This is a genomic window from Nocardia sp. NPDC006630 (assembly GCF_040611495.1).
Lineage (GTDB): Bacteria > Actinomycetota > Actinomycetes > Mycobacteriales > Mycobacteriaceae > Nocardia.
Genome location: NZ_JBEXOK010000001.1, coordinates 444,657 through 471,497 on the forward strand (window position 1 = coordinate 444,657; position 26,841 = coordinate 471,497).

A 26,841-nucleotide genomic window follows, 5' to 3' on the forward strand; every position below is an offset into this window, starting at 1 on the left:
TCGTCAACGCCGAGCTCTGAAACGGCTACGCCGGATGGACCACAACCCTTTCCTCACCGAAGCCGAACTCGAACAGCACAGGATCCACGACAGTGAACAGCACCACCCCGAATAACGAAACTCCTTTGGCGCAAACGGTTTCCAATCCAGGCCGACGCACGAGAGGACAGCGGTTCGCAGTGATCGGTGCCGTGGCTGTGCTGATTATCGCTCTCGGCGTCACAGTCGCCATGCTCGTCGCTGTCCGCTCAGATCGGGATCACGCCGTCACCGAGCGGGATCGAGTCGCGGCGGAGCTCACCATCACCAAGGGCGAGCTCACCACCGCTGCGGCCGCCCTCGATGCCGCCCACCAGGTCAACGATCCGGCCGATATGCGGCACGCCGAAGAAGTCGCGACCCAGTACTCGGTCGGCGCCGCCACCTTCGACTACCGCGACCTCGACTCCTGGATACCCCGCCTGAAGGCGAACACAGAACCCCAGCTTGCCACCAAATTCGATACCACCGCCGCCAAGCTTCGACAGATTCTCGTACCGCTGCAATGGGTTTCGAACCCCACCCTCATCACCGCCAAAGTGATGAGGTCCGACGCCGGCAGCTACGTGGTCGACGTCTTCCTCGACACGGCCGCAAGCAACACCCAGAATGCGCAACCCAATCACAGCACGGTCGTCTACGTCGTCACGGTGGACACCGCGGCCGGATGGCAGATCTCCGACGTCACCAGCCCGTCCCTGGGATAGCACCATCACCGGTCCAGATCCCGGCGGAAATCTAAGTGGTGCAGGCTATTTCGAGGTTTCGGTTTCGCACAGGGCGGTGGCGAGGGCGGTGCGGATGTCGGCGTCCTGGGCTGGGGTTTCGCCGGGGTAGAGGTTGATCATCATGGTTGCGGTGCGGCCGTCGGTTGTGGTTGCGCCGAGGGTTTGGAAACCCATGATGCCGCCGTCGTGGCCCCAGTACAGGCCGCCGCAGGGCAGGGGGGTGCTTTGCAGGCCCAGGCCGTAGGCGTCGTCGGAGGAATCGCCGGTGGGGCGGGTTGTCATCATCGCCTGGAGTTCGGGTGGGGGTAGGAGGTGGCCGGTCATGAGGGCGGTGAGGAAGTGGTTCAGGTCGGTGGCGCTGGAGATCATCGAACCGGCGGAACCTGCGATGGACGGATTGAACTCGGTCAGGTCGAGGGGGTCGGCGTTTCCCTGTTTCGCGTAACCCCGCGGATGATCGCCCGGGATGGTCGGTGCGTCGCCGGGAACGGAGGTGTCGTGCAGGCCGAGCGGCGCGATGATGCGCTGTTCCACCGCTTCCCCGTACGGCCGGCCGGTGACCTTCTCGATGAGCATTCCGGCCAGCAGGTAGTTCGTATTGGAGTACGACCAGCCGGTTCCCGGCGGGAACAGCGGCGGGTGGGCGAGTGCCAGCTGCACCAGTTCCAGCGGATCATGGTGTCCGAGTGAATCTTTCAGGATCTGCTCGGGGGTCAGCGAGTCCAGGTAGTCGGGCAGTCCGCTGGTGTGCTGGAGAAGCTGCCGCACCGTGATGCCATGCCCGTCATTGCCGTTGCCCCGAATCGTTCCGGGCAGGTACTGCTCGACCGCGGCGTCGAGTGCCACCCGCTGCTCACCCACGAGTTGCAGCACCACGGTGGATACGAACATCTTGGTCATGCTGCCGATGCGGAACCGGCTGTCGCCGGCCATCGGCGCAAGTGTCCCGATGTTCGCAACACCGCTCGTCAGCACGGTCCGGCCGTGCGTATCGCTCACGTCGAGCAGCGCACCCGGTGCGCCGTCTATGGTGGTCAACCGCTGCAACACATTTCGTACGTCGGTATAGCCGGGCGGGGCCGCGGTATCCGCATGCTCCCCGGTCCCGCACGCACACAGCGCGAGGGCGGCGGTGGCGCACAGCGCGCCGAAAATATAGATGTACCTGCGCATTTCGTCCTCCCGAGGAGTAGCAGGACTGAGCCTAGGAAGCTCCGGCCGGATATCCCTCACCCCTGGGAGCCAGATTGGTACGCCCCCCTGCGGTACCCCGGTACCAGACCGACCCACCCGGAGGTGGCGCCTACTGCGCTGCGCTGATGACTTGCGCTGGGATTGTTCCGGGCCGTATATTCCATGCGGAATATTTGGTGCGGAGGATGTCGGTGGCGGGCGGTAGCGTCGGGTGTCGGCGGAGATCAGGGAGGTCGTATGGCCGGCAAGCAGACGGGTGTAGCGCTGACGCCGTTGGCGATCGCGGTGCTCGCGCTGCTGGAGGAAAAGCCGATGCATCCGTACGAGATGTACCAACTACTCATGGCCCGGCACGAAGACGAGTTGGTGAAGATCAAACCCGGCTCGCTCTACCACACGGTGGCGCGCCTGGCCGAGCAGGAACTGGTGGTCGCGGAGGGCACGGATCGGGCCGGTAACCGGCCGGAACGGACCACCTACCGCATCAATCCGGAGGGGCGCGAGACCTTGCGCACCCGGATCGCGGAAATCCTCCGGCGGCCCGCCAAGGAGTACCCGATCTTTCCGGTCGGTATGGCCGAGGCGCACAATTTGCCAGTGCACGAAGTGATCGCACTACTGCGCGAACGCGTCACCTGGATCGACGGCCAGATCGCCGAATACGAGGCGCTGCGGGACTGGGTCGTATCCCGCAAGGTGCCGCGGCGTTTCTGGATGGTGATCGAGTACGTGCACGTCATGAACATCACCGAAGGTGAATGGTTGCGTCGCATCCTCACCGAACTGGAGAGCGGCGAACTGCCGTGGGACAGCTTCGACGAGGAGACCGGCGAGCGCAACAGCAACTGTGAAGCGCAACTGGGCGCCGGTTGGGGCGCCGGCCTCAGCGAATCGGACTTCGCGGCCGTCCGTAAGGGCATCGTCCCGTGAACACAGACCTCAGATAGGAACCAATCCCATGTCCACTCAACGCAATCCGTGGTTGGCGCTATACGCGCTGGTTGTCGGGTTCTTCATGATCCTGCTGGACATGACCATCGTCGCGGTGGCCAATCCGGCGATCAAGGAGGCCTTCGACGCCGACTACAACAAGGTCATCTGGGTCACCAGCGCCTACCTGCTCGCCTACGCGGTACCGCTGCTGGTGGCCGGGCGACTCGGCGATCGCTTCGGCCCGAAGAACATCTACCTCATCGGCCTGGTCGTCTTCACCGCCGCCTCGCTGTGGTGCGCCGAATCGGGCAGCATCGAGATGCTCATCGCGGCCCGCGCCGTGCAGGGCCTGGGCGCGGCGCTCATGACGCCGCAGACCATGGCCGTCATCACCCGCACCTTCCCGCCGGACAAGCGCGGCGCGGCCATGGGCCTGTGGGGCGGCGTCGCCGGTCTGGCCACGCTCGTCGGTCCCATCCTGGGCGGCGTGCTGGTCGACTGGAAGGGCTGGCAGTGGATCTTCTATGTGAACGTGCCGATCGGCGTCGTGGCGTTCGCGCTGGTGGTCTGGCTGGTGCCCGCACTGGAAACCCATGAGCACAAGTTCGACTTCGTGGGCGTGGCGCTCTCGGGCATCGGCATGTTCCTGCTGGTGTTCGGCATTCAGGAGGGCGGCACCCGCGATTGGGACGCCATCACCTGGCTGATGATCGGCGGCGGGCTGGTCGTGCTCGCGCTGTTCGTGGTCAATCAGGCCCGCAACAGCGATGAGCCGCTGGTGCCGATGAGCCTGTTCAAGGACCGCAACTTCTCGCTGTCGAGCCTGGCCATCGCCTCGATGGGTGCGGCCATCACCGCCACCTTCGTGCCGTTCTACTTCTTCCTGCAGCAGGTGCACGGCATGTCGCCGACCAGGTCCGCTCTGGTGCTGGCGCCGATGGCGATTCTCACCGGCGTGTTCGCGCCGATCATCGGCAAGATCTCGGACCGCATGCCGCCGCGGGTGCTGCCGACCATCGGCTTCGCCGTCTTCGCGGCCAGCATCTTCGGTTTCGCGCTGCTGATGAAGCCGGACACCTCGATCCCGCTGTTCCTGGTCATCGGCGCGGTCGCCGGTATCGCGAATGCCTGCATCTGGGCGCCGCTGGCCACCACCGCCACGCACAACCTGCCGATTCAGCAGGCCGGTGCGGGCGCGGGCGTGTACAACACCACCCGTCAGGTGGGTTCGGTGCTCGGCTCCGCAGCCATCGCGGCTCTGATGTCGTCGCGCCTGGCGGCGCAGCACCTGGGCGGCGGGCCCGCCATGGAGGGCGGCGGCGGTTCGGCCAAGCTCCCGCCGGACATCGCGGACCGGATCAGCACCGCGCTGAGCCAGTCCATGTACCTGCCGGCCTGCATCCTGCTGATCGGTGTGGCGGCGTCCGCGCTGTTCATCGGTCACGGCAAGGCTCCGGGCAAGCCGGCGGCCGCACCCGTCAAGGCGGATGTGGCGGGCTGAATCAGCCTGTGGCACAACGGAGGCCCTCTTCGCAGCTGCGGAGGGGGCCTCTCCCGTCGGTAGCGCGGAGCCGTCAGTAGAGCAGGCCGTAGAGCCGCGTCCAGTCGATGCGAATCTCGATCGGCATGTCCACCAAGGATTCTCCGCCGAGCGGATGCAGCCGGCGATGCGGGCGATAGCGGTCGAGCACCAGTACATGGGTCTGGATGGCGGTCACATGATCGCGATCCAAATACACGAGCCAGTACCAGGGAATGCCCGCCTGCGCGTACTCGGCCTGCTTGTCGGTGGTGTCGACGCGTTCGGTCACCGGCGAGACCACTTCGACGGCGATCTTGACCCGGGCGGCGGGCAGCGGCCCGGAACCCGTTGGCGCGCAGGAGAACATGGCGATATCCGGCCGCCGCAGCGTGAGCCGCGGCGATTCCCACAGCAGCACATCCTGATCTGTGCCGACGTACAGCGGGCCGTCGTTGTAGCGGCTCATATGCGCTTCGGCGCCGGCCTCCATCATGACACCGAGCCGGCGGGCCGCGTTCTCGTGCCGATGCGCCGGCGGTTCGGCGCGCACCACATCACCGTTCACCACTTCTACGAGTCGGCAGAAATCACGGGGTAGTTGATTCCAGACATCGAGGGTGATCGGTTCGGGCTGCAGGTTTTCCGCCCGCGCCCATTCGAGTACTCCGGTCATGCGCGCTCCCTTGGATGGGCGTCGACGGCCGGGCCGATCGTAAACCGCGCGCGCTTTCAACAAGGGCGTTCGGCATTTTCAGCGCTCCAAACACCCCGGCAATTGCGATAATTCAGCCGATTCGGACAGAGATCGAGGGGTAACCGGTCGCACCGTCGGGCACCGGATAGGCCACATCGGAGGTCTGCACCGCACCGCCGCCGTCGGTGGCGCGCGCCCACACGGTGTGCAGACCGGAGGTGGCCTGCCAATCGAACGCCCACTGCCGCCAGGTATCGATCGACGGTTCGGCGGCCAGCCGCGCGGGCTGCCACGCACCATTGTCGATTCGCACCTCGACCGCCTCGATGCCCCGGTGCTGCGCCCACGCCACCCCGGCAACGGTGACCCGGCCCGGTGCGAGCGAACTCGCCGTCGGGGTGTCGATGCGGGCACCGGTCTTGATCGGGCCGTCCTGCGACCAGCCGCGCTTGGTCCAATACGCCTGCGCGCGATCGAATCTCGTGATCTCGATATCGGTCACCCATTTGGTCGCCGAGACATAGCCGTACAGGCCCGGCACCACCAGTCGCACCGGATATCCGTGCGCCGTGGGCAGCGGTTCACCGTTCATGCCCACGGCCAGCAGGGCGTCGCGGCCGTCCATGAGAGCGGCCAGCGGGCTGCCCGCGGTGAAGCCGTCGACGCTGGTGGAGAGCACCATATCCGCATCGGGATGCGGACCCGCCTCGGTGAGCAGCTCGTCCAGCCGATAGCCCAGCCAGCTGGCATTGCCGATGAGATCTCCGCCGACCGGATTGGAGACGCAGGTCAGCGTCACCAGTTTCTCGACGGCCTGCCGGGCGGCGAGATCGGCGTAGGTGAGCCGGATTTCGCGATCCACCATGCCGTGAATGCGCAGTGACCAGCTGTCCTTGCTCACCTGCGGGACCGTCAGCGCGGTATCGATCCGATAGAAGTCGGCATTCGAGGTGAGATAGGGACTCAGACCGGGGATTTTCAGATCCGCCGCCGGATCGACCACGGGCAACGGCCCGGACGGGGACGGCAACTGCACCTCGGCGCGCTCGCTCGACACATTGTGCGAGCGCAGCCCCAGCACGCGCCCCACCACACCGGCGCCGACGCCCGCCGCCGCGGCAATCACTATGCCCCGCACAACCTGTCGCCGCTGTAGCGCCAATTCGAATCCGGAATCGTCGGCAGTCGATCGGCCGGGCCCGCCTGACACGGATCCGCCGGCGGCCACGCTGTCGACAGGTGTGTCATCTGAAATATCGTCCGCCTCAGCGGATTCGCCCACGCCCGGACCGATTCCAGGCGCGCCCGCCATCGGCCTGCCCGGAGCCACCGCCCCACCGGTCACCGGAGTCTTCGTAAGCGATTCCGCCGCAGCCTCTTTCAAGGCAAGTTCCGCCGATGCGGCGGAGAAATCCTCGATACGCCGAATCAGGTTGCGCAGCAGCGCGATACCGGCCCACGCGCCGAGCAGGGAGGGCAGCGCCCAAGTCCAGCTCGCGGCCGGGCGACCCACGGCAGCGAGCAACGACAGCAGCCCGAAGAGCGCGAAGGCGATCGATCCCACCGGCCGCCGCACCCGTTCGGCGAACCCGGCGAGCCCGGCCACCAGCACCGTCACAATGCCCATCGAAATGAACAGCAGCAGTTTGTCATCCGTGCCGACGGTCTCGATCACGCGCTCGCGCACGGTATCCGGCGTATGGTCGATCACCCATGCCCCGACCGCCTGCAGCGGCGTGCTGTCGGGGCTGATCAGCACCGCCACCAGCTCGGCGACGCCCAGGGTCACCCCGGCCGCTGCCACTCCACTAGCTACCCGCAGTCCACGCTCGGCCACAAATCCGACCCTACTGCGCGATCAGGCCGCGGAACCCCCGCGGAAAATGACATTCCGGTGACGGCGCGCGCTGTGGCCAGCGGCACGCCGCGAAAGCCTGTGCGGCCGCTGCTGAGCCGGGGTGTAGTTGATCATCCACGGCACCGAGAACTAATCGGTGACCATGGCGAATGCCTCGGCCGCGCTCTCCACATCGAGGTACATCGCGAACGCCGGGCCGGCGGTGTTCACCTGCTGCCCCGACGGGCCGCGGACGCCCTCAGCAGGTGTCGCCGAGCGGCAGGTCGATGTGCCGAGGCTGTTCTTCGGCAAGCATGACAAAGGGCGCTACCTGCGGAATTATTCTCTGGCAGCGCCCTTTTCCATGGCTCAGGAGTAGATGGCCGCCACGTCGGCCGCGTACTGCTTCATGACCACATTGCGCTTGAGCGAGAGCTTCGGGGTGAGCTCGCCGCCCTCCTGGGTCCAGTCGACCGGCAGGATGCGGATCTTCTTGATCGCCTCGGCATGCGAGACCAGCTTGTTGGTGGCCGCGACGGCCTCGTTGATCTCGCCGACCAGTGCCGGATTCTCGATCAGGTGCTCGATCGAGGTGCCGGCCGGAATGCCGTTGCGTTCCTTCCAGCCCGGCAGCGCTTCGGGATCGAGGGTGATGAGCGCGCCGATGAACGGCTCGCCGTCGCCGACCACCATGACCTGGCTGATCAGCGGGTTCTGTCGCAGCGAATCCTCGAGCATGGTCGGCGAGACGTTCTTGCCGCCGGCGGTGACGAGGATTTCCTTCTTGCGGCCGGTGATGGAGATGAAGCCGTTCTCGTCGATCGCGCCCAGATCGCCGGTCTTGAACCAGCCGTCCTCGGCGAAGGCGTCGGCGCTGGCCTCGGGGTTCTTCCAGTAGCCGGAGAAGACGACCGGCCCGCGGATGAACAGCTCGCCGTCCTCGGCGACCTTGGCGCCGTGGCCGGGCAGCGGGCGGCCGACCGAGCCGACCTTGATGTGCTTGGGGGTGTTCACGCTGACGGCGGCGGTCGACTCGGTCAGACCGTAGCCCTCGTAGATGGTGACGCCCGCGCCGCGGAAGTAGTGGCCCAGGCGCGCGCCCAGCGGACCGCCGCCGGAGACCGCGGAACTGCACTGCCCGCCCATGGCCTCGCGAAGCTTGCTGAAGACCAGCTTGTCGAGCACGGTGTGCTTGAGCTTGAGGACCAGGCCCGGGCCGCCGTTCTGCAGCGATTCGCTGTAGGCGACAGCCACATCGGTGGCGTAGTCGAAGATCTTGCCCTTGCCGCCGTCGTGCGCCTTCTGCTTGGCGCCGTTGAAGACCTTCTCGAACACGCGCGGCACCGAGAGGATGAAGTTCGGCTTGTACTGCCCGAACTGCTCGACCAGCGTGGACCAGTCGGAGCTGTGCGCGACGGTGACGCCGGCATCGAAGGCGGCCAGCGCGACGGCCCGCGCGAAGACGTGAGCCAGCGGCAGGAACAGCAGCGAGCGCTGACCGGGGCGCAGGAATTCGCTCATGGCGGAGCGGTCGGCGGCCGATTCGGCGTACAGGTTGGCATGCGAGAGCATGACGCCCTTGGGCCGTCCGGTGGTGCCGGAGGTGTAGATCAGGGTGGCGGGCGATTCGGCCTTCACCTGGGCGCGGCGCTCGTGGATGACGGAGTCGTCGATATCCGCACCGCGAGCGGTCAGATCACCGATCGCGTCCTTGTCGACCTGCAGAACTTCCTTCAGATCACCGAGTCCGCCTTCGATTTCCGCGATGGTGGCCCGGTGCTTCTCGTTCTGCACAACGGTGATCTTGGTGGCGGAATCGGCGAGGATCCAGCGGACCTGCTCGGCCGAGGAGCTGTCGAAGATGGCGACGGTGCAACCACCGGCGGCCCAGATGGCGAAGTCCAGCACGACCCACTCGTAGGAGGTGGCGGCCATGATGGCGACGCGGTCTCCGAGTTCGACACCGGAGGCGACCAGTCCCTTGGCAACGCCGGTGACGGCCTTCGCGAATTCCGTCGCCGTGACGTCGCTCCAGCCGCCCTTACCGTCCGGAACATTGAAGACGACCAGGTCAGGGGTCTTCTCAGCATGCCGGAACGCACCGTCCGACATATTGGCGTTTTCCGGAATGGTGTAGGTAGCCGGGACTTCGAACTCTCGCATCGTTGCCCTTCCACAGTGAGTTATACCGGCGGGTAATTTACGCCACGCTTACATGTCACACCCGGCAGCCCGCCCGAACAGGTTCTCGTTTGCTGTTCGAACGGGCGCCGCGATCGGTACCGCCTCTATCCTATGGATCGAGTTTGTGCAGGTCGAAGTGCCTGTCGCAAGAACTCGCCGAGTTCGCGGGTAATCGCCGCCGCCGGAGCGACCAGGGATGCCTGCAATTGCGACACATGCCAGAGGCCGTCGGTCTCGGTGAACCGGGTGTCGACACCCGCCGCGCGCAATTTCGCGACCAGCCGCGTGCACTGCTCGTGCAGCAGTTCGGACCTGTCGGCCTGCACATAGGTGGGCGGCAGCCCGTGCAGATCGCCGAGCATCGGCGCGTAGCCGGTGTCGGAACCATCGCCGTTGCCGAGGTAGGCGGCCGCGCAGGCCCGCGACCACGGCTTGTTGATGACCAGATCGCGCGTGCGAACCGGAACCTCGTTGGGATCGCCCCACGGCGCGATGAGACCCAGCGCCGCCGGGGTCATGCCGTGCTTGTCCCGCAGGCGCAGCGCCAGTGCCAGCGAGAGCCCGCCGCCGGCCGAATCACCGGCCACCGCAATGCGTTCCGGCTGGTAGCCGAAGGCGACCAGTTCCAGGAACGCCGCCTCGGCATCGTCGAGCGCGGCCGGGAACGGATGCTCGGGCGCCAGGCGGTAGTCCAATACCTGTATCGGGCAACCGGTTTCGCGCGCCAGATAACCCGCCAGCGGCCGGTGCGTGACGGGTGAGCCGACCGTATAACCGCCGCCGTGCAGGTAGAGCACGGTGGCGGTATCGGTGGCCGGGCCGAGCGTGACCCGCTCGGCGGGCCGCCCGCCCAGCCGGACCCGCTCCACATGGATGCCACGCGGGGCGCCCTGGGCAGGCGCACTCAGATTCATCAGCGCCCGCTGCGCGGCGAACGGCATCCGCTTGTTCAATATCACCCGGAACATCGGATGCAGGACCAGGCGGGCAACGGGTAGGGGCAGTTTCACATCGGGCATATCGAATTCCTAAGGCAGGAAACGCTTCTGAACCACGGCGGAGATGCGCTGGTAGTACGAACCGGTACTGCGCACGAAAAGGTCGAGAAGCTTTGCCTCCCAGCCGATCAGCACCCGGCCGTGGCCACGGGCCACACCCTCGGTAATGGTCTGCGCGGCCATTTCCGGGGTGTGCAGGGCGAGCTGCTTGTCGAACAGGGCGGCCAGGTTCTTCTGGTCCAGGCCCTCGGCGACGGTGGAATTGCGGGCCACCGCGGTCTTGATGCCGCCGGGGTGCACACAGGTCACCTTGACCGGATCGCCGCTGATCAGCATTTCCTGGCGCAGCGCCTCGGTGAAGCCGCGCACCGCGAATTTCGCCGCGTTGTAAGCACTCTGGCCGGGCACCGCGATCAGGCCGAACAGGCTGGAGATGTTCACCACGTGGCCGGAGCCGGATTCGATGAGGTACGGCAGGAATGCCTTGGTGCCGTTGACGACTCCGTAGAAATCGACATCCATGATGCGGTCGATGTCTTTGAAGTCGGTCTTGATCACATCACCGTGGTGCGCGATTCCGGCATTGTTGTAGATCTGGTTGACCTTGCCGAAGTGCTTCTTCACCGCATCGGCGTAGAGCAGGACGGATTCGCGCTCGGCGACGTTCAGGCGATCGGATTTGATCTCGACGCCGAATTTCTCGCAGCGCTTGACGGTCTCGGCGAGACCCTCGGTGTCGATATCCGACAGCGCCAGCTTGGCGCCGCGACGGCCCAGATTCTCCGCGAGGGCGCGGCCGATACCGGATCCGGCGCCGGTGATCACGCAGACCTTGTCCTTGAAGTAAGCATCGTTGCTCACGGGGTTTACCACTTTCGATTGTCTAGGTCCCGCTCCGAATGACGTCGCGGGTGAGTGGGAGGTTTAAGCGACAGGTACTGCGGCCGTGGAGGCTCAGTTAAGAAGACACCGTGTACGCGTCCACATCGAACTTCTCGAGCAGACCACGGAAGCGGAAGGTGAAATCCGGCCACAGTGTGGTGTTGTTGCCGTGCTTGTCGAGGTACCAGGAGGCGCAACCGCCGGTGTTCCACACCGCGCCGGTGAGCTTCTTCTGCAGATCGACGTTGTATTCGTCCTGCACATCCTTGCGGACCTCGACAGTACGCAGGCCCAGCTTGTCGATGGTAGCCACGGCGTCGGCAATGTAGTTGATCTGCGATTCGATCATGTACACCATCGAGGTGTGGCCCAGGCCGACGTTCGGGCCGAGCATGAAGAACATGTTCGGGTAGTTGTTGATGGCCGAACCCTTGTAGCCCTGCTGGCCGATGGCGTCGAAGACCTCCGACATCGTGCGGCCGTCGCGACCGGAAATGGTCTCGTAGGCAGGCGAATCGGTGACATGGAAGCCGGTCGCCACGATGATGGCGTCCACCTCGCGCTCGACGCCGTCCTTGGTGACGACGGAATTGCCGCGAATCTCCTGGATGCCGTCGGTGACCACATCGACATTGTCGCGACCCAGCGCCGGGTAGTACTCGTTCGAGATGAGCATGCGCTTGCATCCGATGCGGAAGTTCGGGGTGACCTTCTTGCGCAGCTCCGGATCCTTGACCTCGATGCGCAGCTTGACGCGCGCGACCGTCTCCAGGATCTTCATGGCGGGCGGGAACTTGGCCAGGCCGACGACCTGGGTCTCGCGCGCGGCGTAGATGGCGGCGCGCGAGAGCGCCTGCACACCCGGAATATATTTGAAGGCAAGCTTTTCCGGCGCCAGGTAGGGGCGGTCCGCGCGCGGCAGCAGCCACGGGGCGGTGCGCTGGTAGAGGTCCAGATGCGCGACCTGCTTGGCGATGCTCGGCACGATCTGGATCGCGGAGGCGCCGGTGCCGATGACGGCGACGCGCTTGCCGGTCAGATCGGCGTCGTGGTCCCAGCGGGCGGAGTGGAAGATCTCGCCCTGGAAGTCGTTGAGGCCCTTGATATCCGGCAGGTTCGGCTCACAGAGCGCGCCGACGGCGGAGATGAGGATCTCGGCGGTGAAGTCGCCCTGGCTGGTCTGGATCTCCCAGCGGGCCGTGTCGTTGTTCCACTGTGCGCCGGTCATATCGCAATTGAAGATGTGCTTGTCGCGCACGTTGTACTTGGCGGCGACGGTCTGAATGTACTTCTGGATCTCCGGCTGCTTGGAGAACGAGCGCGACCAGTCCGGATTGAGCGCGAAGGAGTACGAGTACAGCTGCGACGGCACATCGCAGGCCGCGCCGGGATAGGTGTTGTCCCGCCAGGTGCCGCCGACATCATTACCGCGCTCGAGCACGAGATAGTCGTTGCGACCCTGCTGGCTCAGCCGGATTGCCATGCCCAGGCCCGAGAACCCGCTGCCGACGATGATGATGCGGGAGTGCCGTACGGGACGGTTGCCGACAGCCTTGTCTGTAACCTTGCGACTCATATATCCGAGCGTAGGGTCTTATTGAGTTGGAGTCAACAGTATTGACTCGCGTTCAGTAAGATTGGACCCATGACCAAGGAGCACAGCGTGAGCAAACCGGATTCCGGGGCCAAACGCACACGCCTGAGCCCCGACGAACGTCGCCAGCAGTTGATCACACTGGGCGCCCGCATGCTGCGCGAACGCGCCCTGGAAGACGTCTCCATCAGCGAGATCGCCGAACAGGCCGGCATCTCCCGCGGCCTGCTGTTCCACTACTTCCCCACCAAACAGGACTTCCACCTCGCGATCGTCGCGCACGCCAATGCGCAGCTGCTGGAACGCACCACACCGGACCCGAATCTGGACCCCTTCGACATGCTGCGCGACTCCCTCGAGCGCTATGTCGACTACGTCAGCGAGAACCGCACCTCATACCTGGCCCTCCTGCGCGGACCCGCCAGCGCCAGCCCCGAACTGGTCGCCATGGTCGACGCTCACCGCCAGGCCCAGGTCGACCGCATCCTCTCCGAAGCCCCCCGCCTCGTCGAGAACGCCGACGGCCCACTCCTGGGCCTGGCCGTCCGAGGCTGGATCGCCTTCGTCGAAGAGACCACCCTCACCTGGCTCCGCGAAGCCCCCGTCACCCGCGACGCCCTGGTGGACATGCTCGTAATCTCCCTCCCCGCCCTGGCCCTGAGCCAGGACCCCTCCGCCGCCGCACACCTCTGAGCGGCCGCACCGGCTTATCCACGGCCAGCACCTTTTGCACCAGCCGCGACGCGTCATCGACATTGGTCGCGGCGACAGCGACTTCGCGCCCGCCGCCGGGCCTGATGGTCAGGGTCACCGTGACTCCGGTGCGCCGGGAACGGATGAGGTCGGGCAGCACCCGGACAACGGCGAGCGTCACCCAGCTTCCGACCACCACGGACTCGATCATTCGGGCCTCGCCAGTACTGCTGCGCGGTAAACGTTTTCGAACGGCCACCGCCCGGTCACGGCGGCGGTCATGAGCGCGGCGGCCAGTCGGCTGTGCGCGGCTGTCAGCGTGCGATACAGCCGATCGGCCGGTGCGCACTCGGACGGGGAATCAGGTGTCGACATCGACTACCTCCCGATGGTGTTCCTGGTGGGAAACACCAGAATCGCACGGTAGAAATGCGCGAACGCCTGAAAAATCGTGCCCTGGGCGATCTTTCAGGAGAATTATTCAGGATCCGAGAGTTCCCCAAAGTCTTCCAACCCGGCCCGATCGAGGATGACGATGTGCCGATTGTGCAGGCACACCAGATCCTTGTCGCGCATCATCTGCATTGCCCGCCCGACCGCATGCACGCGCGCGCCGATGAGATTGCCCAGATCCTCGTAGGACAGCTGCACCGTGATTTCCGACGCCTCGATCACCGGCTCACCGCTCCCCCGCACGAGCGTGATCGGCCGGCCGTGCGATTCGACGAACTGCACCAGCAACCGCGCCAGCCTGATGTGCACCTGGCACATCCGGAAGTCCAGCCGCCGCTGATCCGACCAGGCCAGCCGATCAGCGAGGGTCCAGCACAGGGTCGGCCAGCCGTCCTCGTGCCGAGCGAGAAACGCCCGGAACACGGGTCCCGGAATGCAGTGCGCAATGGTCTTCGTGCAGACGGTCGCGGTGGAAGGCCGCGCGGAATGCCGGTCCAGCACAGCCAATTCACCGATCACATCACCGCTGACCCGGATCGCGAGCAGCTCACCGGTGGCCGCGGTGATCTTCACGCAGGCGGAAACCGTGGTATCGCGCGATCTCAGCAGATAGACGGAATCGCCCGGCTTGTCGTTCTCGTCCTTCGCGACCGGGTCCCCCTGCCGCATGAGGACGGTGCCCGGTTCCTTGTAGAAATAGGTTCCGAGACCGAGCAGATCGCGCCTCGAGCCCGGCGACAATCGAGCCATCAGAGTCCCGGCCGGCCACGGCCACTCTTCCAAATTCGTCATCACGTACCAGTTCCCGTTACCAGTGGAAGCTGCCCCCGAACCCTCCACGGTAGACGGACAATCCGGGCATATACCCCGATCCCGCATCACAATCCGGCATGCCGCGCGCGAATCCCGTTGCCGCGCTGTCCGCATCGCTCGGTGAGCCCGGCGGGATACCGGAAAGTCCGTGAGTGCCGACGGTGAGGCCGAACTCGGCTAGAGGGCGTGGGCGTCGAGCCAGTCGCGGGCCAGGCTGGCGGGAACGGCGTGGTTGTCGCGGAACTGGCGGATCATATCGGCGAGGTCGGTGGTGGTGAGTTCGCCTGCTACGTAGTTGAGTTTGCGGAGTTGCGGGTCGGTGAGGGCGCCTTTGCGAATGATCGGGAGGGCGCTGGCGGCGCGGAAGGCGTACGCGGGGTCCGCGAGGGGGGTGAGGTCGGCGCCGCCGTCGGGGAGGTAGGCCGGGGGGCCGGAGAGGACTGCCAGTTGGATTTCTCCGGCGGACAGGGCTTTTCGGAGGTCCTCGGTCGTGGGGAAGGTGACGGGGTGCGCGACGGTACAGCCGTAGGCGGCCTGCAGCGGGGCGAGCACATCGCGTTCCGGGTCCAGGGGTGCGCGCATGGGGTCCAGTGGAATACCGGTGGCTATGCCGATGGTGAGGTCGGCGCAGCGGGGAGCGAGGTCCCGCAGTGAGGACGGGTACTCGTCGACGCGCGTGGTGAGAGCCACCACCGCCGGGCGCAGATCGGTGCCGTCGGCCACATCGCCGACGATCAAGCCCTCGGGCAGCGCGCTGTTCAGCGCCTTGTTGACGTCGTCGGGAAGCCGTGCGGCGGAGGAGGAGTCGAGGGCGCTGAGCAGATCGCCGCTGATGTCTCCGGCCACCGCGGCGGTATTGGCGTCCAGGGCCGCCAGGTAGCCGGGGCGCTGGCCGAGCCCACCTTTGACCGCGGTGCGCGCGCCGGTGCGAGCCAGCGCGCCGGCATAGATCTCGGCGAGCATGCCGGACTGCGCGGAGTCACCGGCACCGACGGTCAGCACCGGTTGGTTGTCACCGGACCCGCACGCGGCGGCCAGCGCCGCCATCATCACGGCCAGCGCGGAGCGCAGCAGAACCGCGCGGGAACGCCGGAGGCCGCGAATCAGCGCGCGGGAGTCTGTGCTGCCCAACATGCGCAACAGTCTGCCGCGCCGGAGGACTCGACGCGGGATCGGGTCGGCTCCAGCGTGTCTCACCGGCGCGGAGCGAGTGTCGGCGGACGGCGCATAAAGAAACCAACCCTGGGTAGGCAACGTTCGGAGAACAAAACGGGCAGTATGGACAACCAGGTTGGTTCTCCCGATGCGACCTTGTGCCGGAGAGCCCCGCATAACCCCCGCTCGGAAGGACGACAGTGCATTCGCTCATCACCACGCGCGCCGACGGCAGGCGCACCGCCCGCACCGTGCTACGCATCCTGGCCGCCGCAGTGGCACTCGCAGCGGCCATGGCCGCCTCCGCCTGCGGCGGCAATTCCGACAATCCCCTCGGCGGCAAGAGCGACTGCGGAGGCGGCACCGATAAGCTCACCGTTGGTTCGGCCAACTTCCCGGAATCGGAAACCGTCGCCGATGTCTATGCGGAAGCACTGCGCGCCAATGGCTTCCAGATCGACACCAAACTCAATATCGGCAGCCGCGAAGCCTATGTGCCGGCGCTGCGCCAGTGCGCCATCGACCTGATCCCGGACTACACCGGCAACCTGCTGCAGTACCTGGACAAGACCGCGACCGCCACCTCCCCCGCCGATGTGGACGCCGCGCTCACCAAGGCGCTCGGCGATCAGCTCGGTGTCGGCGCCTCCGCGCCCGGCGAGGATTCCGACGCGGTGGTCGTCACCAGCGGCACCGCCCAGCGCTGGAATCTCAAAACCATCGCCGATCTGGCCCCGCATTCGGCCGAGGTCAAATATGCCGCGCAGGCCGAATTCGCCGAGCGCCCAGGCGGTCTGCCGGGATTGAAGAAGGTCTACAACCTGGATATCTCGGCGGCCAATTTCGTGCCCATCGCCGACGGCGGCGGCCCGGCCACCGTGCGCGCACTCACCGAAGGCCAGGTGACGGCCGCCGACATCTTCACCACCTCCCCCGATATCGCCACCAATAATCTGGTGGCACTGGCCGATCCGAGCCACAACTTCGCGGCCCAGAACGTGGTGCCGCTGTTCAATACCGCCAAGAAGAGCGACAAGCTGCTCGCGGTGCTCAATGCCGTCTCGGCGAAACTCTCTACCGCCGAACTGATCTCGCTCAATACCGCCGTCTCCGGCTCCGCCAAAACCGAACCGGCCGCGGCCGCGAAGGCGTGGGTGCAGGCGCAGGGGCTGGCCAAGCCCATCGGATAGAAGGCGGAAAACGGTGTCCGACATCGAGTTCAGCGGAGTGACCAAGACCTACCCGGGCGGGACCACCGCCGTGCACGACCTCAGCCTGCGCATCGAATCCGGTTCGTTCACCGTATTCGTCGGCCCGTCCGGCGGCGGCAAGACCACCGCCATGCGCATGATCAACCGGATGATCGCACCCACCAGCGGCACGATTTCCATTGCCGCGAAGGATATTTCGACGATCAATCCGGTTCAGCTGCGGCTCGGCATCGGCTATGTGATCCAGAACGGCGGGCTGCTGCCGCACCGCACCGTGCTCGACAATGTGGCCACCGTGCCGGTGCTGCGCGGCACCTCTCGCCGCGCGGCCCGCGGCGCCGCCCTGGAACTACTGGATCGGGTCGGCCTGGATCGCGCACTGGCGCAGCGGTATCCGGCCCAGCTGTCCGGCGGCCAGCAGCAACGTGTCGGAGTGGCACGGGCGCTGGCCGCGGATCCGCCCATCCTGCTGATGGACGAACCGTTCAGCGCCGTCGATCCGGTGGTGCGCGCCGAACTGCAGACCGAAATGCAGCGACTGCAGGCCGAACTGCACAAGACGATCGTCTTCGTGACGCACGATATCGACGAGGCCATCAAACTCGGCGATCGGGTCGCCGTGTTCGGACCCGACGGGCATCTGCAGCAGTACGACGAACCGCAGCGCGTACTCTCCCAGCCCGCAACGGATTTCGTGGCCGGCTTCGTCGGCCGCGATCGCGGCTACCGGGAGCTGTCCTTCCGCAGTGCGTCCGCGGTGCCGCTGCACGAGCTCGCCGTCATCACGCCCGAACAGGTCGCCGGACTGCGGCTGAACAAGGGCGAATGGCGGCTGGTCGTCGATCCCGATCGGCGTCCGCTCGGCTGGATCGACACCACCGGGCTGGAGGGAGTACGCGCCGGCCGCGCCCTCGCGGACAGCATGGCCGCGGGCGGATCGCTCTACCCGCCGGACGGCGACCTGCGCCAGGCCCTCGACGCCGCCATCTCCTCCCCCGCCGAAATCGGTGTGGCCGTGGAACATTCCGGCGCGGTGCGCGGCGGCATCCTCGCCACCGACGTGCTCGAACAACTGACCCGGCAGCGCGCCGCCGAGGACGCCGAACGCAATCGCGCCTTCTTCGAGGAGGAGGCGGCCAAGTGAAGTATCTCCTCGACAATTTCGCGGAGATCGCCGGATACGCGCGCACCCATCTGTACCTGGCTCTGCTGCCGCTGCTCATCGGCCTGGTCATCGCCATTCCCGCCGGGGCCCTGGCGCACCGGCTGCGCTGGCTGCGCCGCATCACCACCACCGCCGCGAGCATCGCCTTCACGATTCCCTCGCTGGCACTGTTCGTGATCATTCCCCCGCTGGTCGGCATTGCCGTCATCGATCCGCTGAATGTGGTTATCGCACTGACCATCTACTCGGTGGCGCTGCTGGTGACGGCCGTGCCCGCCGCCCTGGATTCGGTGCCCGCCGCGGTGCTCGATGCCGCCGACGCCATCGGCTATACGCCGCTGCGCCGCGTGCTCACCGTCGACTTCCCGCTCGCCCTACCGGTTTTCCTCGCCAATCTGCGCGTGGTCGCGGTCACCAATATCTCCATGGTGACCGTCGGCGCGCTCATCGGCGTGGGCGGACTCGGCAAGCTCTTCACCCAGGGCTATCAGCGCGACTATCCGGACGAGATCGTGGCGGGCATCATCGTGGTGCTGGCGCTGGCGCTGATCATGGACCGGCTGCTATATCTGCTCGGGCGGCTGGCCACCCCGTGGCTGCGCGTCGGCGCGATACCCGGCCGCCGGGCGAAAGGCGCTGCGGCATGAACCTTTTCCTCGACGCCTGGCATTTTCTCACCGACGGCGCGAACTGGTCCGGGCCCACGGGCATCGAAACCCGTATCGCACAGCATCTTTGGTACAGCGTGCTCGCCGTGGGGCTCTCGGCGCTGATCGCGCTGCCGATCGGGCTGGTGGTCGGCCACACCCACCGCGGGTCCGCGGTCATCGTCGGCTTCGCCAATGCCATGCGCGCCCTGCCCACCCTGGGCCTGCTCACCTTCGTGGTGCTGCTGCTCGGCCTGGGGCTGTTCCCGCCGATCCTGGCGCTGCTGACCGTCGGGATTCCGCCGCTGCTGGCGGGCGCCTACGCCGGTATCGCCAATGTCGATCCTGCGGTGGTGGACGCCTCGCGCGCCATGGGCATGACCGAACGCCAGGTGCTCTTCCGCGTCGAACTGCCCAATGCGCTGCCCGTTCTGCTCACCGGCCTGCGCGCGGCCACCCTCCAGGTGGTCGCGACCGCCACCATTGCCGCCTACGTCAATCTGGGTGGACTCGGCCGCTACATCTTCGACGGCATCGGGCTCTACAAATACGACCGTGTGCTGGTCGGAGCCATCCTGGTGGCGGCCCTGGCCCTGGCGCTGGACGGCGTGCTCGCCTTCGCCGTCTGGCTGTCGGCCCCGGGCGCCGGGCGACTGCGCCGCCGGAACACGCATTGACCTCAGCTGTGATCCGAGTAACGATGTGACGTGGCCAATGCACCATCCGCATCAATGAGGAGGTCTGCGTGAAAGCCATGAAAGCCCGCGACATCATGCATCGCACGGTGGAAACCATCCCGGCCGACGAAACTCTGGACCGAGCCGCGCAAATGATGCGCAATGCGGATGTCGGAGCACTGCCGATCTCCAATAACGACCGCATGATCGGCATGCTCACCGATCGCGACATCGTGGTGCGGTGCATTGCCGAAGGCCACGACCCCAGCCGGGTGCGCGCCGGCGATCTCGCCCAGGGCACGCCGTACTGGGTCGATGCCGAAACCGACGTCACCGAGATTCTCGGCATCATGGAGCAGAACCAGATCAAGCGGCTCCCGGTCATCGACGTCAAAGACGGCAAACGCCTGATCGGCATGATCTGCGAATCCGATCTGGCCCGCAATGTCAGCGATAAGCAGCTCGCCGAATTCGTCGCCGCGGTCTCCATTCCACACTGACCGCGCGCCCGAGCGGGGTCTGCCCACATCAGGGCAGGCCCCGCGTCCATGTCCGGGGTGGCCCGCGGTCCATGTCCGGGACAGCCCGCGGGGCCGGATGCCAGCCGATTCACAGCAGGTGGAAGCACAATGTCCGGGTGCAACCGGGACGAATTCTTGTAGTCGAGGACGCCGAAGCCATCCGCACCGCAGTCGCGGCGGGGCTGACGGCGGCGGGTCACGAGGTGCTCGGGCGTCCGGACGGGGCGCGGCTGGAACAGGATCTGGCGCAATTCCGGCCGGATGTGGTGGTGCTCGACATCATGCTGCCGGGACGGGACGGCTTCGCACTGCTGGAGACCGTGCGGGCCCGGTCGGCCTCCGGGGTCCTCATGCTGACCGCGCGCGACGGTGTGGAGGATCGAGTGCGCGGACTGCGCGCGGGCTCGGACGACTATGTGGTGAAACCCTTCGATCTGAATGAACTGGTGGCGCGGGTGGACGCGCTGCTGCGCCGCATGGGTCGCGCGCAGCACCGCATTACCGTCGGCGACCTCGAGGTCGACGTCGAATCCGGGACCGTGTGGCGGGGCGAGACGCCCGTGCCGCTCACCGCGACCGAATTCAAACTGCTGTCCTATCTGGCGACCAATCGCGATCGGGTGGTCACCAAGACCCAAATCCTCACCGCCGTATGGGGATACGAGAGCTACGACCCCAATCTGGTGGAAGTCAATGTGAGTGCGCTGCGGCGCAAACTCGAGGAGCACGGAGAACGGTTGCTGCACACCGTGCGCGGGCTCGGCTATACGCTGCGGGTCGGCGACCGATGAAGACCGTATCCCTGCGCCGGCGCGTAACCCTCACCACCGCAGTGGTTTCCGGACTGGTGCTGATACTGGTCGCGATCAGTGTGCACACCCTGTTCGGACTGGTGGTCACGCGCAGTGAGAACACCCTGCTCACCGACCGGGTTCAGCTCGCGAAACAGCTGTCACAGGACGGGATCTCACCCACCGAACTGGTGGCGCGGGTCGACAACCGTTCGGCGCGGGCCCGGCTGGTGCTCGCCGACGGACAGAGCTTCGGCAGCCTCTCGCGACTGCACGCGGAGGACGATGTGGGCAAGACCCGCAGCCTGAAACTGACCGGGCCCGGCGAAATCGACAATGCCAGGCTCACTCTCGAGATCGACACCCCGCTGCTGTCCCGGGTACAGAAGCGGCTGGGCTTCCTGCTGATCATGGCCACCGCGAGCGCCATCGCGGTGATCGCCGCCGGACTCTGGTTCGGTGTCCCGCGCACGCTCGCACCGCTCGACGATATGACCCGGCTGGCCCGGGAAATCACCCGCGGCAGACTCGGCCGCCGCCTGAACCCCTCCAGCACCGACACCGAACTCGGCCGCACCGCAGCCGCTTTCGACGAAATGCTGGACGCACTGGAAGGGGCGCTGCGGGATACGACCGCCGCCGAGGCGCGGGCCCGCGCCTCCGAAGCGCGCATTCGCACGTTCGTCGGTGACGCCGCCCACGAACTGCGCACCCCCATCGCGGGCATTCGCGCCCTCGCCGAGGCGGTCGTCCAGCAACCCGCCGACGCCGACCCGGAGGACCGTCAGCGCATGCACCTGCTGCTGGTGCGCGAGGCTCATCGCGCCGGACGCCTCGTCGACGATCTGCTCGACCTGGCGCGTATCGACGCCGGTTTGGAACTGCGCCGCCGATCCGTAGATCTCCGCGAGCTCGCCGCCACCCAACTCGACCGGATGCGAATGCTGCACTCGGACATCGACTTCCGCCTCGAGGGTTTGCCGGTGACCACCGAGGTGGATCCCGAGCGCATCACTCAGATCCTCGCCAACCTGCTCACCAATGCCTGCCAGGCAGTGCACACCGACCCGCCTGCCCTGGTGGCACACGCCGATACGGCCGAAAACCTCTACCCCGCAATGGAATTCCGCACAGCCGCCGTCGCCGTCCATATCCGCACCACCACCGACAGCGCCGAGATCGCCGTCACCGACACCGGGTCCGGCGTCCCACCCGAAGACCGCGAACGCATCTTCGACCGCCTGGTCCGCCTGGACACCTCCCGCGACCACCGCACCGACGGCTCCGGCCTCGGCCTCCCCATAGCCCGCGGCCTCGCCCGCGCCCACGGTGGCGACCTGACCTGCACCGACCCGAGCGACGCCGTCGGCGCACGCTTCGTCCTGCGCCTGCCGCTGATCATCGACCCCGTGGAGTGACACACCGCCACAACCAAGTAGACCGAGGACGATCGCTTCCACGATCCTGTGCACCTACGCCCGGCACCGGCCGAGCGCACTCAGGGCCGGTTGCTGCACGTCCGAGAACACCGGACGGCGGGTCGCAGCACGACCGAGGACACCGAACGGCGGGGCGCAGCACGGCCAAGGACACCGAACGGCGGGGCGCAGCACGGCCAAGGACACCGAACGGCGGGGCGCAGCACGGCCGATCGGCATCGAAGGCATCGGTCGGGCCGCGGCCGCGGCGGGCGGGTTAGCTGAAGGTCTGCTGAAGATGGCGGGGCGATTCAGGGGTTCTTCAGGAACCGCGGGCAGATTCGGTGGAGACAAGTCCCCCGTCCCACAGGAGTGAGTATGAAGCGCACGATCGCCGCAGCATTGGCCGGAGTCGCCGGATTCGCCACCATCGCCCTGGCGGTGCCCGGCGTAGCGTCCGCCGACGCGCCCGACTGCAGCCAGGCCGCGCTGACCGCGGCGCGGGCCGACGCCAAGACCAAGGTGCAGGCCTACCTGTCCACCCATCCGGACGCGCAGGCCGAATTCGCGAAGATCAAGGCCCTCCCCAAGGACCAGCGCAAGGCCGAAATCCACGCCTACAAGCAGTCCCACCCCCAGGACGCCCAGGCCCTGCGCGACGCCCGCCAGTCGGTTCGCGACTTCCGCGCCGCCTGCCCGAAGTAGTCCGGCACCGTCATCCCGGTCGGCCGAACACCCTCGCAAGCCCGGTCGGCCGAACACCCCGATGAGCCCGGCCATCCGAACGCCCTCGTGAGCTCCGTCGGCCGAACACCTGTCATCCCGGCATGCTTTCGGCCGGGATCCACCGCAGCGGTGCAGCATCACCAGTGTGGATCCCGGCCGAAAGCGCGCCGGGATGACGGTATTCGTACGCCACGAACGTGTTTCGCACGCCTCGCTGCCATGGTTCGGCGGCCTGCGACGATGGGGTGATCGCAGACCGGGTCGGTCATTCCGGCGGGCGGTCCGCGCGGACCAATCCATGTCGGTAGGCGTAGACGACCGCGTGAATGCGGTCGCGGACACCGAGTTTGGCCAGGACGCGGGAGACGTGGGTTTTCACCGTCTCCTCGCCGACACCGAGTTCGGCGGCGATCTCGCCATTGCTGCGGGCATCGGCTACCAGGAGCAGGACCTCGCGCTCGCGGGCGGTGAGCTGGGTGAATTCCGGGGGCTCGACGGGCGGGGCGAGACCTTCGGCGAAACGCGCTGCGAGCCTTCGGGTCATGGACGGGTCGATGACGGCGTCGCCGCGCACCGCCACGCGGATGGCGGCTACGAGATCCTCCGGGGGCAGGCTTTTCAACAGGAAACCGCTGGCGCCGGCGGACAGTGCGCGGGAAAGGTTTCCGTCGCTGTCGTAGGTGGTCAGCACCAGGACGCGGGTACCGCCCGCAGCGACAATGGCTTCGGTGGCGGCCAGCCCGTCCAGCTTCGGCATGCGCACATCGAGAATTGCCACATCCGGATGCAACCGGGCGGCCGCCTCGATGGCCGCGCGCCCGTCGCCCACCTCCGCCACACATTCCAGATCCGATTGGGCGTCCACGACCGCTCGCAGCCCCGACCGGAACATGGTGTGGTCATCGGCGATCAGAATGCGCACGGGGCGTGGCGAATTCGGCCGAGTCGCCGCAGAGTTCTCGTCGTTCATGCCGCTCCGATCGGTACGGATACCACGATATCCCAGCGCTCCCCGGTCCGGGCCGGGCCGAATTGCGCAGTGCCACCGAACAATTCAGCCCGCTGCCGGATACCGTCCAAACCGCGGTGCACACCCTCGGATGCGAGCGGGGCGGCCGCGATGGGATTGGCGCCGCGGACCTCCACCCGCGTCGGGCGATAGCCGATCTCCAATCGCGCCGGTTCGCGCCCGTGCCGCAGCGCATTGGTCAGAATCTCCTGCACCACCCGGTAGAGCATGACGTCGAGCGATTCCGGCAGCACCGGCGGTTCACCCGAAATCTCCACCAGCACAGCAAGACCCGCCGCCCGCACCCGCTCCACCAGACCGTCGATATCGGCGAGCCCGGGCTGCCGCTGCCCGTCGTCCTCACGACCGTGCAGCAGATCCAGCTGCCGCCGCAGATCCACCATGGCGGCCCGGCTGCTGGTCTCCACCGCCGTCAGCGATCGCGCGGCCGCCTCGGCATCGGTGCTGGACAGCGACGAATCGGCCGTGGGCACAGCCGAATCCGACTCGGGCACAGCGCTATCGGCGCGTGACAATGCCATACGCGCGACCCCGGCATGAATTCCGATGGCGCTCACATGATGGGAGATCACATCGTGCAGATCCCGCGCGATCGCCGCCCGCTCGTCGGCGAGGGCACGATCGAGCGCGGCCCGCTGCTCCTGCTGCCGCAGGCGTTCCCGCTGCTCCAACTCGGCGATGTACGCGCCGCGCGCCGCAGTGTATCGGCCGACCAGCCACGGCACCACCCCGGCGGCGACGGCCATCAGCACCCACCGCCAGTCTCGCGAAACCGGCCCGCCGACAAGCACATTCGCGACAGCCGCACCGACGGCGAGCATGGCGACCGTAGCCAGGGACGTCGCACCGCCCAGCCACGCGCCCGCCCGGTAACCCACAACCAGGAACCCGACATCGGGCATACGCGCGGGCAGACCGTAGTGATTCACGAAACCGGCGATACCGACCTTCACCGCCACCTGCCCGACCGCCGCCACCGCGGCGGTCGCGGGCGGCGCGGCCAGCGCGAGATCCGCGATCACCACCGCCGTGAACAGCACGGACGCCAGTACCGGCGCCGCACCGAACGCACCGCACAGCACCAGCTGCATGCTGTCGACCAGTGCCGCCACCACCGCCACCACCAGCGACAGGCGGAACAGTGACCTGGTCACATCCATCACGGCACCACCCTCGTCGACTCGTCCGATCGCGTGCCGCCCGGCGCGGGCACATCGAGCGCGACGCTACCCGCGCACCCGCCCATCCCCCGTCTGGGGGACACGAAATCCCCCCGCCGAGCGACACTCCGCCACACCCGGCTCAGCAGCGTCGCCGCACAACATCCGCGCAGGTGATATAGGTGTTCGGTCGAGCCAGGCTGGACCGAACACCCGGCCGGTCAGCCCGAACCTCCGCACAATGCGACGCGCATGCGCGCCTCCACGCCGACCGCGGCCGAGAACCGCAGCACGACCAGGACCGGAACCGGGCAGCACCCGGCAGCACCCGGCAGCACCCGGCAGCACCCGGCAGCACCCGGCAGCACCCGGCAGCACCGGGCAGCACCGGGCGGACTGGAACAACACCGAACGCCTGGGCACAGCAAAAGGGGCGTCTCGTCATTGACGAGACGCCCCTTTTGCTGACGACTATGTGATTACGCGACACCCTCGGCGCGAGCGGCGGCGCCCACGGCCTCGGCGACGGCCGGGGCCACACGGGGATCGAGCGGGCTCGGGATGATCTTGTCCACGGCCAGCTCATCCGCCACCACCGCGAAAATGGCATCGGCCGCAGCGACCTTCATGCCCTCGGTAATGCGACGCGCGCCCACATCCAGCGCGCCCTTGAAGACACCCGGGAACGCGAGCACATTGTTGATCTGGTTCGGGAAGTCGCTGCGACCGGTCGCCACGATGGCGGCGTACTTGGCGGCCACCTCCGGGTGGATCTCCGGATCCGGGTTCGACATGGCGAACACGATGGACTCCGGCGCCATCGAAGCGATGAGCTCCTCGGCGATGGTGCCCGCCGACAGACCCAGGAACACATCGGCCCCGGCGAGCGCCTCGGCCGGACCGCCGGTGATCTTGCGCGGGTTGCTGCGCTGCGCCAGTTCGGCCTTCACATGGTTCAGGTCGCCGCGGTCGCTGCTGATAATGCCCTTGGAGTCCAGCACGACGATGTCGGAGACACCGGCGGCCAGCAGGATGTTCGTGCACGCCACACCGGCGGCGCCCGCACCCGAGACCACAACCTTCAGATCCGCGATCGGACGGCCCTGCACCGCGGCCGCACCCTTGAGCGCGGCCAGCACCACAATGGCGGTGCCGTGCTGGTCGTCGTGCATGACCGGGCAGTCGAGGGCCTCGATGAGCCGCTGCTCGATCTCGAAGCAGCGCGGCGCGGAGATGTCCTCCAGGTTGACCGCGCCGAAGCTCGGGCGCAGGCGGATCACGGTCTCGACGATCTCGTCGACATCCTTGGTGTCGAGCACGATCGGAATGGAATCCAGGCCGGCGAACTTCTTGAACAGCGCCGCCTTGCCCTCCATCACCGGCAGCGAGGCGCGCGGGCCGATATCGCCCAGGCCCAGCACGGCGGTGCCGTCGGAGACCACCACGACCAGGCGCTCGGCCCAGGTGTAGGTCTTGGCGAGCGACTCGTCCTTGTGGATGCCGCGGCAGACCTGCGCCACACCGGGGGTGTAGGCGATCGAAAGGTCGCGCTGGGTATCCAGCGGCGCGGTAAGTGCGACCGAGAGCTTGCCGCCCAGGTGGCCCGCGAAAATTTCTTCCGAGGTGATGTCGGAAAGGTTCGCAGTATTGGACTCGGGGCTTGCCTTGGTGGCATTCACTGCTTCAGTCACGGGTGACACGATTTCACTCCATCTCGGTGCGGACTCAACCGTTTGACGGTTACCGTTCGGTAATAGGTAAATGGGATTCTTGCTC

At 66.8% G+C, this 26,841-nt stretch carries 27 protein-coding genes; 12 read left to right on the forward strand and 15 right to left on the reverse strand.

Annotation, left to right across the window (positions count from 1 at the left end; genetic code table 11):
* Positions 1–191 precede the first annotated feature (191 nt).
* On the forward strand, positions 192–746 hold the full coding sequence (locus ABZX86_RS02010) for a hypothetical protein (protein WP_355119077.1): 555 nt from the start codon (positions 192–194) through the stop codon (positions 744–746).
* Positions 747–791: 45 nt separating this feature from the next.
* Here the strand turns inward: ABZX86_RS02010 and ABZX86_RS02015 are convergent, their stop codons facing one another.
* Positions 792–1,940, reverse strand: a complete 1,149-nt coding sequence (locus ABZX86_RS02015; protein ID WP_355119079.1) for a serine hydrolase domain-containing protein — start codon at positions 1,938–1,940, stop codon at positions 792–794.
* Positions 1,941–2,198: 258 nt separating this feature from the next.
* On the opposite strand from ABZX86_RS02015, the gene ABZX86_RS02020 reads away from it, so the two are divergent.
* A complete protein-coding gene (locus ABZX86_RS02020) occupies positions 2,199–2,891 on the forward strand; it encodes a PadR family transcriptional regulator (RefSeq protein WP_355119081.1) in 693 nt (230 codons plus the stop codon).
* A gap of 28 nt (positions 2,892–2,919) precedes the next feature.
* Positions 2,920–4,395, forward strand: a complete 1,476-nt coding sequence (locus ABZX86_RS02025; RefSeq protein ID WP_355119083.1) for a DHA2 family efflux MFS transporter permease subunit — start codon at positions 2,920–2,922, stop codon at positions 4,393–4,395.
* A gap of 73 nt (positions 4,396–4,468) precedes the next feature.
* On the opposite strand, the gene ABZX86_RS02030 is transcribed toward ABZX86_RS02025, so the two are convergent.
* From ABZX86_RS02030 to ABZX86_RS02060, 7 genes are all read right to left on the reverse strand, one after another.
* Positions 4,469–5,089: a Uma2 family endonuclease gene (locus tag ABZX86_RS02030; protein ID WP_355119085.1), complete on the reverse strand. Its 621-nt coding sequence runs from the start codon at positions 5,087–5,089 to the stop codon at positions 4,469–4,471.
* Between the two features lie 112 nt (positions 5,090–5,201).
* Positions 5,202–6,947: a molybdopterin-dependent oxidoreductase gene (locus ABZX86_RS02035; protein ID WP_355119087.1), complete on the reverse strand. Its 1,746-nt coding sequence runs from the start codon at positions 6,945–6,947 to the stop codon at positions 5,202–5,204.
* Between the two features lie 150 nt (positions 6,948–7,097).
* On the reverse strand, positions 7,098–7,259 hold the full coding sequence (locus tag ABZX86_RS02040; protein WP_355119088.1) for a hypothetical protein: 162 nt from the start codon (positions 7,257–7,259) through the stop codon (positions 7,098–7,100).
* Positions 7,260–7,316: 57 nt separating this feature from the next.
* Entirely contained in the window at positions 7,317–9,110 is a 1,794-nt protein-coding gene (locus ABZX86_RS02045; protein WP_355119090.1) for a long-chain fatty acid--CoA ligase, read from the reverse strand.
* A gap of 125 nt (positions 9,111–9,235) precedes the next feature.
* Positions 9,236–10,150 carry an alpha/beta hydrolase gene (locus ABZX86_RS02050; protein WP_355119092.1) on the reverse strand — a complete coding sequence of 305 codons (915 nt, stop codon included), beginning with the start codon at positions 10,148–10,150 and terminating at the stop codon, positions 9,236–9,238.
* Between the two features lie 9 nt (positions 10,151–10,159).
* Positions 10,160–10,990: an SDR family oxidoreductase gene (locus tag ABZX86_RS02055; protein ID WP_355119094.1), complete on the reverse strand. Its 831-nt coding sequence runs from the start codon at positions 10,988–10,990 to the stop codon at positions 10,160–10,162.
* Between the two features lie 97 nt (positions 10,991–11,087).
* Entirely contained in the window at positions 11,088–12,587 is a 1,500-nt protein-coding gene (locus tag ABZX86_RS02060) for an NAD(P)/FAD-dependent oxidoreductase (protein ID WP_355119096.1), read from the reverse strand.
* A gap of 69 nt (positions 12,588–12,656) precedes the next feature.
* Here ABZX86_RS02060 and ABZX86_RS02065 point away from each other — a divergent pair, with 69 nt between their 5' ends.
* Complete coding sequence (locus ABZX86_RS02065) at positions 12,657–13,298, forward strand: TetR/AcrR family transcriptional regulator (protein WP_355119098.1); 642 nt, start codon at positions 12,657–12,659, stop codon at positions 13,296–13,298.
* Here ABZX86_RS02065 and ABZX86_RS02070 read toward each other — a convergent pair.
* The 4 genes from ABZX86_RS02070 to ABZX86_RS02085 all read right to left on the reverse strand — a co-directional run bounded on the left by ABZX86_RS02070 (position 13,210) and on the right by ABZX86_RS02085 (position 15,698).
* Positions 13,210–13,557, reverse strand: coding sequence for a hypothetical protein (locus ABZX86_RS02070; RefSeq protein WP_355119100.1), 348 nt, complete (start codon positions 13,555–13,557; stop codon positions 13,210–13,212). The genes ABZX86_RS02065 and ABZX86_RS02070 overlap by 89 nt on opposite strands.
* A complete protein-coding gene (locus ABZX86_RS02075; RefSeq protein WP_355119880.1) occupies positions 13,506–13,673 on the reverse strand; it encodes a hypothetical protein in 168 nt (55 codons plus the stop codon). Before ABZX86_RS02075 ends, ABZX86_RS02070 begins: the two co-directional genes overlap by 52 nt.
* 102 nt (positions 13,674–13,775) lie before the next feature.
* Positions 13,776–14,543, reverse strand: a complete 768-nt coding sequence (locus ABZX86_RS02080; protein WP_355119102.1) for a Crp/Fnr family transcriptional regulator — start codon at positions 14,541–14,543, stop codon at positions 13,776–13,778.
* A gap of 198 nt (positions 14,544–14,741) precedes the next feature.
* Positions 14,742–15,698: a glycine betaine ABC transporter substrate-binding protein gene (locus ABZX86_RS02085; RefSeq protein WP_355119104.1), complete on the reverse strand. Its 957-nt coding sequence runs from the start codon at positions 15,696–15,698 to the stop codon at positions 14,742–14,744.
* Positions 15,699–16,012: 314 nt separating this feature from the next.
* On the opposite strand from ABZX86_RS02085, the gene ABZX86_RS02090 reads away from it, so the two are divergent.
* From ABZX86_RS02090 to ABZX86_RS02125, 8 genes are all read left to right on the forward strand, one after another.
* A complete protein-coding gene (locus tag ABZX86_RS02090) occupies positions 16,013–16,909 on the forward strand; it encodes an ABC transporter substrate-binding protein (protein WP_355119809.1) in 897 nt (298 codons plus the stop codon).
* Between the two features lie 13 nt (positions 16,910–16,922).
* Complete coding sequence (locus ABZX86_RS02095; protein WP_355119106.1) at positions 16,923–18,074, forward strand: ABC transporter ATP-binding protein; 1,152 nt, start codon at positions 16,923–16,925, stop codon at positions 18,072–18,074.
* Entirely contained in the window at positions 18,071–18,742 is a 672-nt protein-coding gene (locus ABZX86_RS02100) for an ABC transporter permease (RefSeq protein WP_355119108.1), read from the forward strand. The genes ABZX86_RS02095 and ABZX86_RS02100 overlap by 4 nt, the downstream gene beginning before the upstream one ends.
* Positions 18,739–19,419, forward strand: a complete 681-nt coding sequence (locus ABZX86_RS02105; RefSeq protein ID WP_355119110.1) for an ABC transporter permease — start codon at positions 18,739–18,741, stop codon at positions 19,417–19,419. Before ABZX86_RS02100 ends, ABZX86_RS02105 begins: the two co-directional genes overlap by 4 nt.
* 77 nt (positions 19,420–19,496) lie before the next feature.
* The gene (locus ABZX86_RS02110) at positions 19,497–19,919 is read left to right on the forward strand and encodes a CBS domain-containing protein (protein WP_355119811.1); all 423 of its coding nucleotides are present in this window, start codon (positions 19,497–19,499) and stop codon (positions 19,917–19,919) included.
* 137 nt (positions 19,920–20,056) lie between these two features.
* A complete protein-coding gene (locus ABZX86_RS02115) occupies positions 20,057–20,731 on the forward strand; it encodes a response regulator transcription factor (protein WP_355119112.1) in 675 nt (224 codons plus the stop codon).
* The gene (locus ABZX86_RS02120; protein WP_355119114.1) at positions 20,728–22,149 is read left to right on the forward strand and encodes a HAMP domain-containing sensor histidine kinase; all 1,422 of its coding nucleotides are present in this window, start codon (positions 20,728–20,730) and stop codon (positions 22,147–22,149) included. The genes ABZX86_RS02115 and ABZX86_RS02120 overlap by 4 nt, the downstream gene beginning before the upstream one ends.
* Before the next feature lie 378 nt (positions 22,150–22,527).
* A complete protein-coding gene (locus ABZX86_RS02125) occupies positions 22,528–22,854 on the forward strand; it encodes a hemophore-related protein (protein ID WP_327141919.1) in 327 nt (108 codons plus the stop codon).
* Positions 22,855–23,140: 286 nt separating this feature from the next.
* On the opposite strand, the gene ABZX86_RS02130 is transcribed toward ABZX86_RS02125, so the two are convergent.
* The 3 genes from ABZX86_RS02130 to ABZX86_RS02140 all read right to left on the reverse strand — a co-directional run bounded on the left by ABZX86_RS02130 (position 23,141) and on the right by ABZX86_RS02140 (position 26,756).
* A complete protein-coding gene (locus ABZX86_RS02130; RefSeq protein ID WP_355119116.1) occupies positions 23,141–23,845 on the reverse strand; it encodes a response regulator transcription factor in 705 nt (234 codons plus the stop codon).
* Positions 23,842–25,065, reverse strand: coding sequence for a histidine kinase (locus ABZX86_RS02135; RefSeq protein WP_355119118.1), 1,224 nt, complete (start codon positions 25,063–25,065; stop codon positions 23,842–23,844). Before ABZX86_RS02135 ends, ABZX86_RS02130 begins: the two co-directional genes overlap by 4 nt.
* Before the next feature lie 479 nt (positions 25,066–25,544).
* Positions 25,545–26,756, reverse strand: a complete 1,212-nt coding sequence (locus ABZX86_RS02140; RefSeq protein WP_355119120.1) for an NADP-dependent malic enzyme — start codon at positions 26,754–26,756, stop codon at positions 25,545–25,547.
* Positions 26,757–26,841: the final 85 nt, after the last annotated feature.

Excerpts from the sequence above, each read along its gene's own strand:
- ABZX86_RS02020 (WP_355119081.1), top strand. The coding sequence starts at position 2,199 with ATGGCCGGCAAGCAGACGGGTGTAGCGCTGACGCCGTTGGCGATCGCG.
- ABZX86_RS02130 (WP_355119116.1), bottom strand. The coding sequence starts at position 23,845 with ATGAACGACGAGAACTCTGCGGCGACTCGGCCGAATTCGCCACGCCCC.
- ABZX86_RS02060 (WP_355119096.1), bottom strand. The coding sequence starts at position 12,587 with ATGAGTCGCAAGGTTACAGACAAGGCTGTCGGCAACCGTCCCGTACGG.
- ABZX86_RS02050 (WP_355119092.1), bottom strand. The coding sequence starts at position 10,150 with ATGCCCGATGTGAAACTGCCCCTACCCGTTGCCCGCCTGGTCCTGCAT.
- ABZX86_RS02065 (WP_355119098.1), top strand. The coding sequence starts at position 12,657 with ATGACCAAGGAGCACAGCGTGAGCAAACCGGATTCCGGGGCCAAACGC.
- ABZX86_RS02120 (WP_355119114.1), top strand. The coding sequence starts at position 20,728 with ATGAAGACCGTATCCCTGCGCCGGCGCGTAACCCTCACCACCGCAGTG.
- ABZX86_RS02090 (WP_355119809.1), top strand. The coding sequence starts at position 16,013 with ATGGCCGCCTCCGCCTGCGGCGGCAATTCCGACAATCCCCTCGGCGGC.
- ABZX86_RS02085 (WP_355119104.1), bottom strand. The coding sequence starts at position 15,698 with ATGTTGGGCAGCACAGACTCCCGCGCGCTGATTCGCGGCCTCCGGCGT.
- ABZX86_RS02110 (WP_355119811.1), top strand. The coding sequence starts at position 19,497 with ATGAAAGCCCGCGACATCATGCATCGCACGGTGGAAACCATCCCGGCC.
- ABZX86_RS02105 (WP_355119110.1), top strand. The coding sequence starts at position 18,739 with ATGAACCTTTTCCTCGACGCCTGGCATTTTCTCACCGACGGCGCGAAC.
- ABZX86_RS02075 (WP_355119880.1), bottom strand. The coding sequence starts at position 13,673 with ATGTCGACACCTGATTCCCCGTCCGAGTGCGCACCGGCCGATCGGCTG.
- ABZX86_RS02030 (WP_355119085.1), bottom strand. The coding sequence starts at position 5,089 with ATGACCGGAGTACTCGAATGGGCGCGGGCGGAAAACCTGCAGCCCGAA.
- ABZX86_RS02080 (WP_355119102.1), bottom strand. The coding sequence starts at position 14,543 with ATGACGAATTTGGAAGAGTGGCCGTGGCCGGCCGGGACTCTGATGGCT.
- ABZX86_RS02015 (WP_355119079.1), bottom strand. The coding sequence starts at position 1,940 with ATGCGCAGGTACATCTATATTTTCGGCGCGCTGTGCGCCACCGCCGCC.
- ABZX86_RS02045 (WP_355119090.1), bottom strand. The coding sequence starts at position 9,110 with ATGCGAGAGTTCGAAGTCCCGGCTACCTACACCATTCCGGAAAACGCC.
- ABZX86_RS02025 (WP_355119083.1), top strand. The coding sequence starts at position 2,920 with ATGTCCACTCAACGCAATCCGTGGTTGGCGCTATACGCGCTGGTTGTC.
- ABZX86_RS02125 (WP_327141919.1), top strand. The coding sequence starts at position 22,528 with ATGAAGCGCACGATCGCCGCAGCATTGGCCGGAGTCGCCGGATTCGCC.
- ABZX86_RS02135 (WP_355119118.1), bottom strand. The coding sequence starts at position 25,065 with ATGGATGTGACCAGGTCACTGTTCCGCCTGTCGCTGGTGGTGGCGGTG.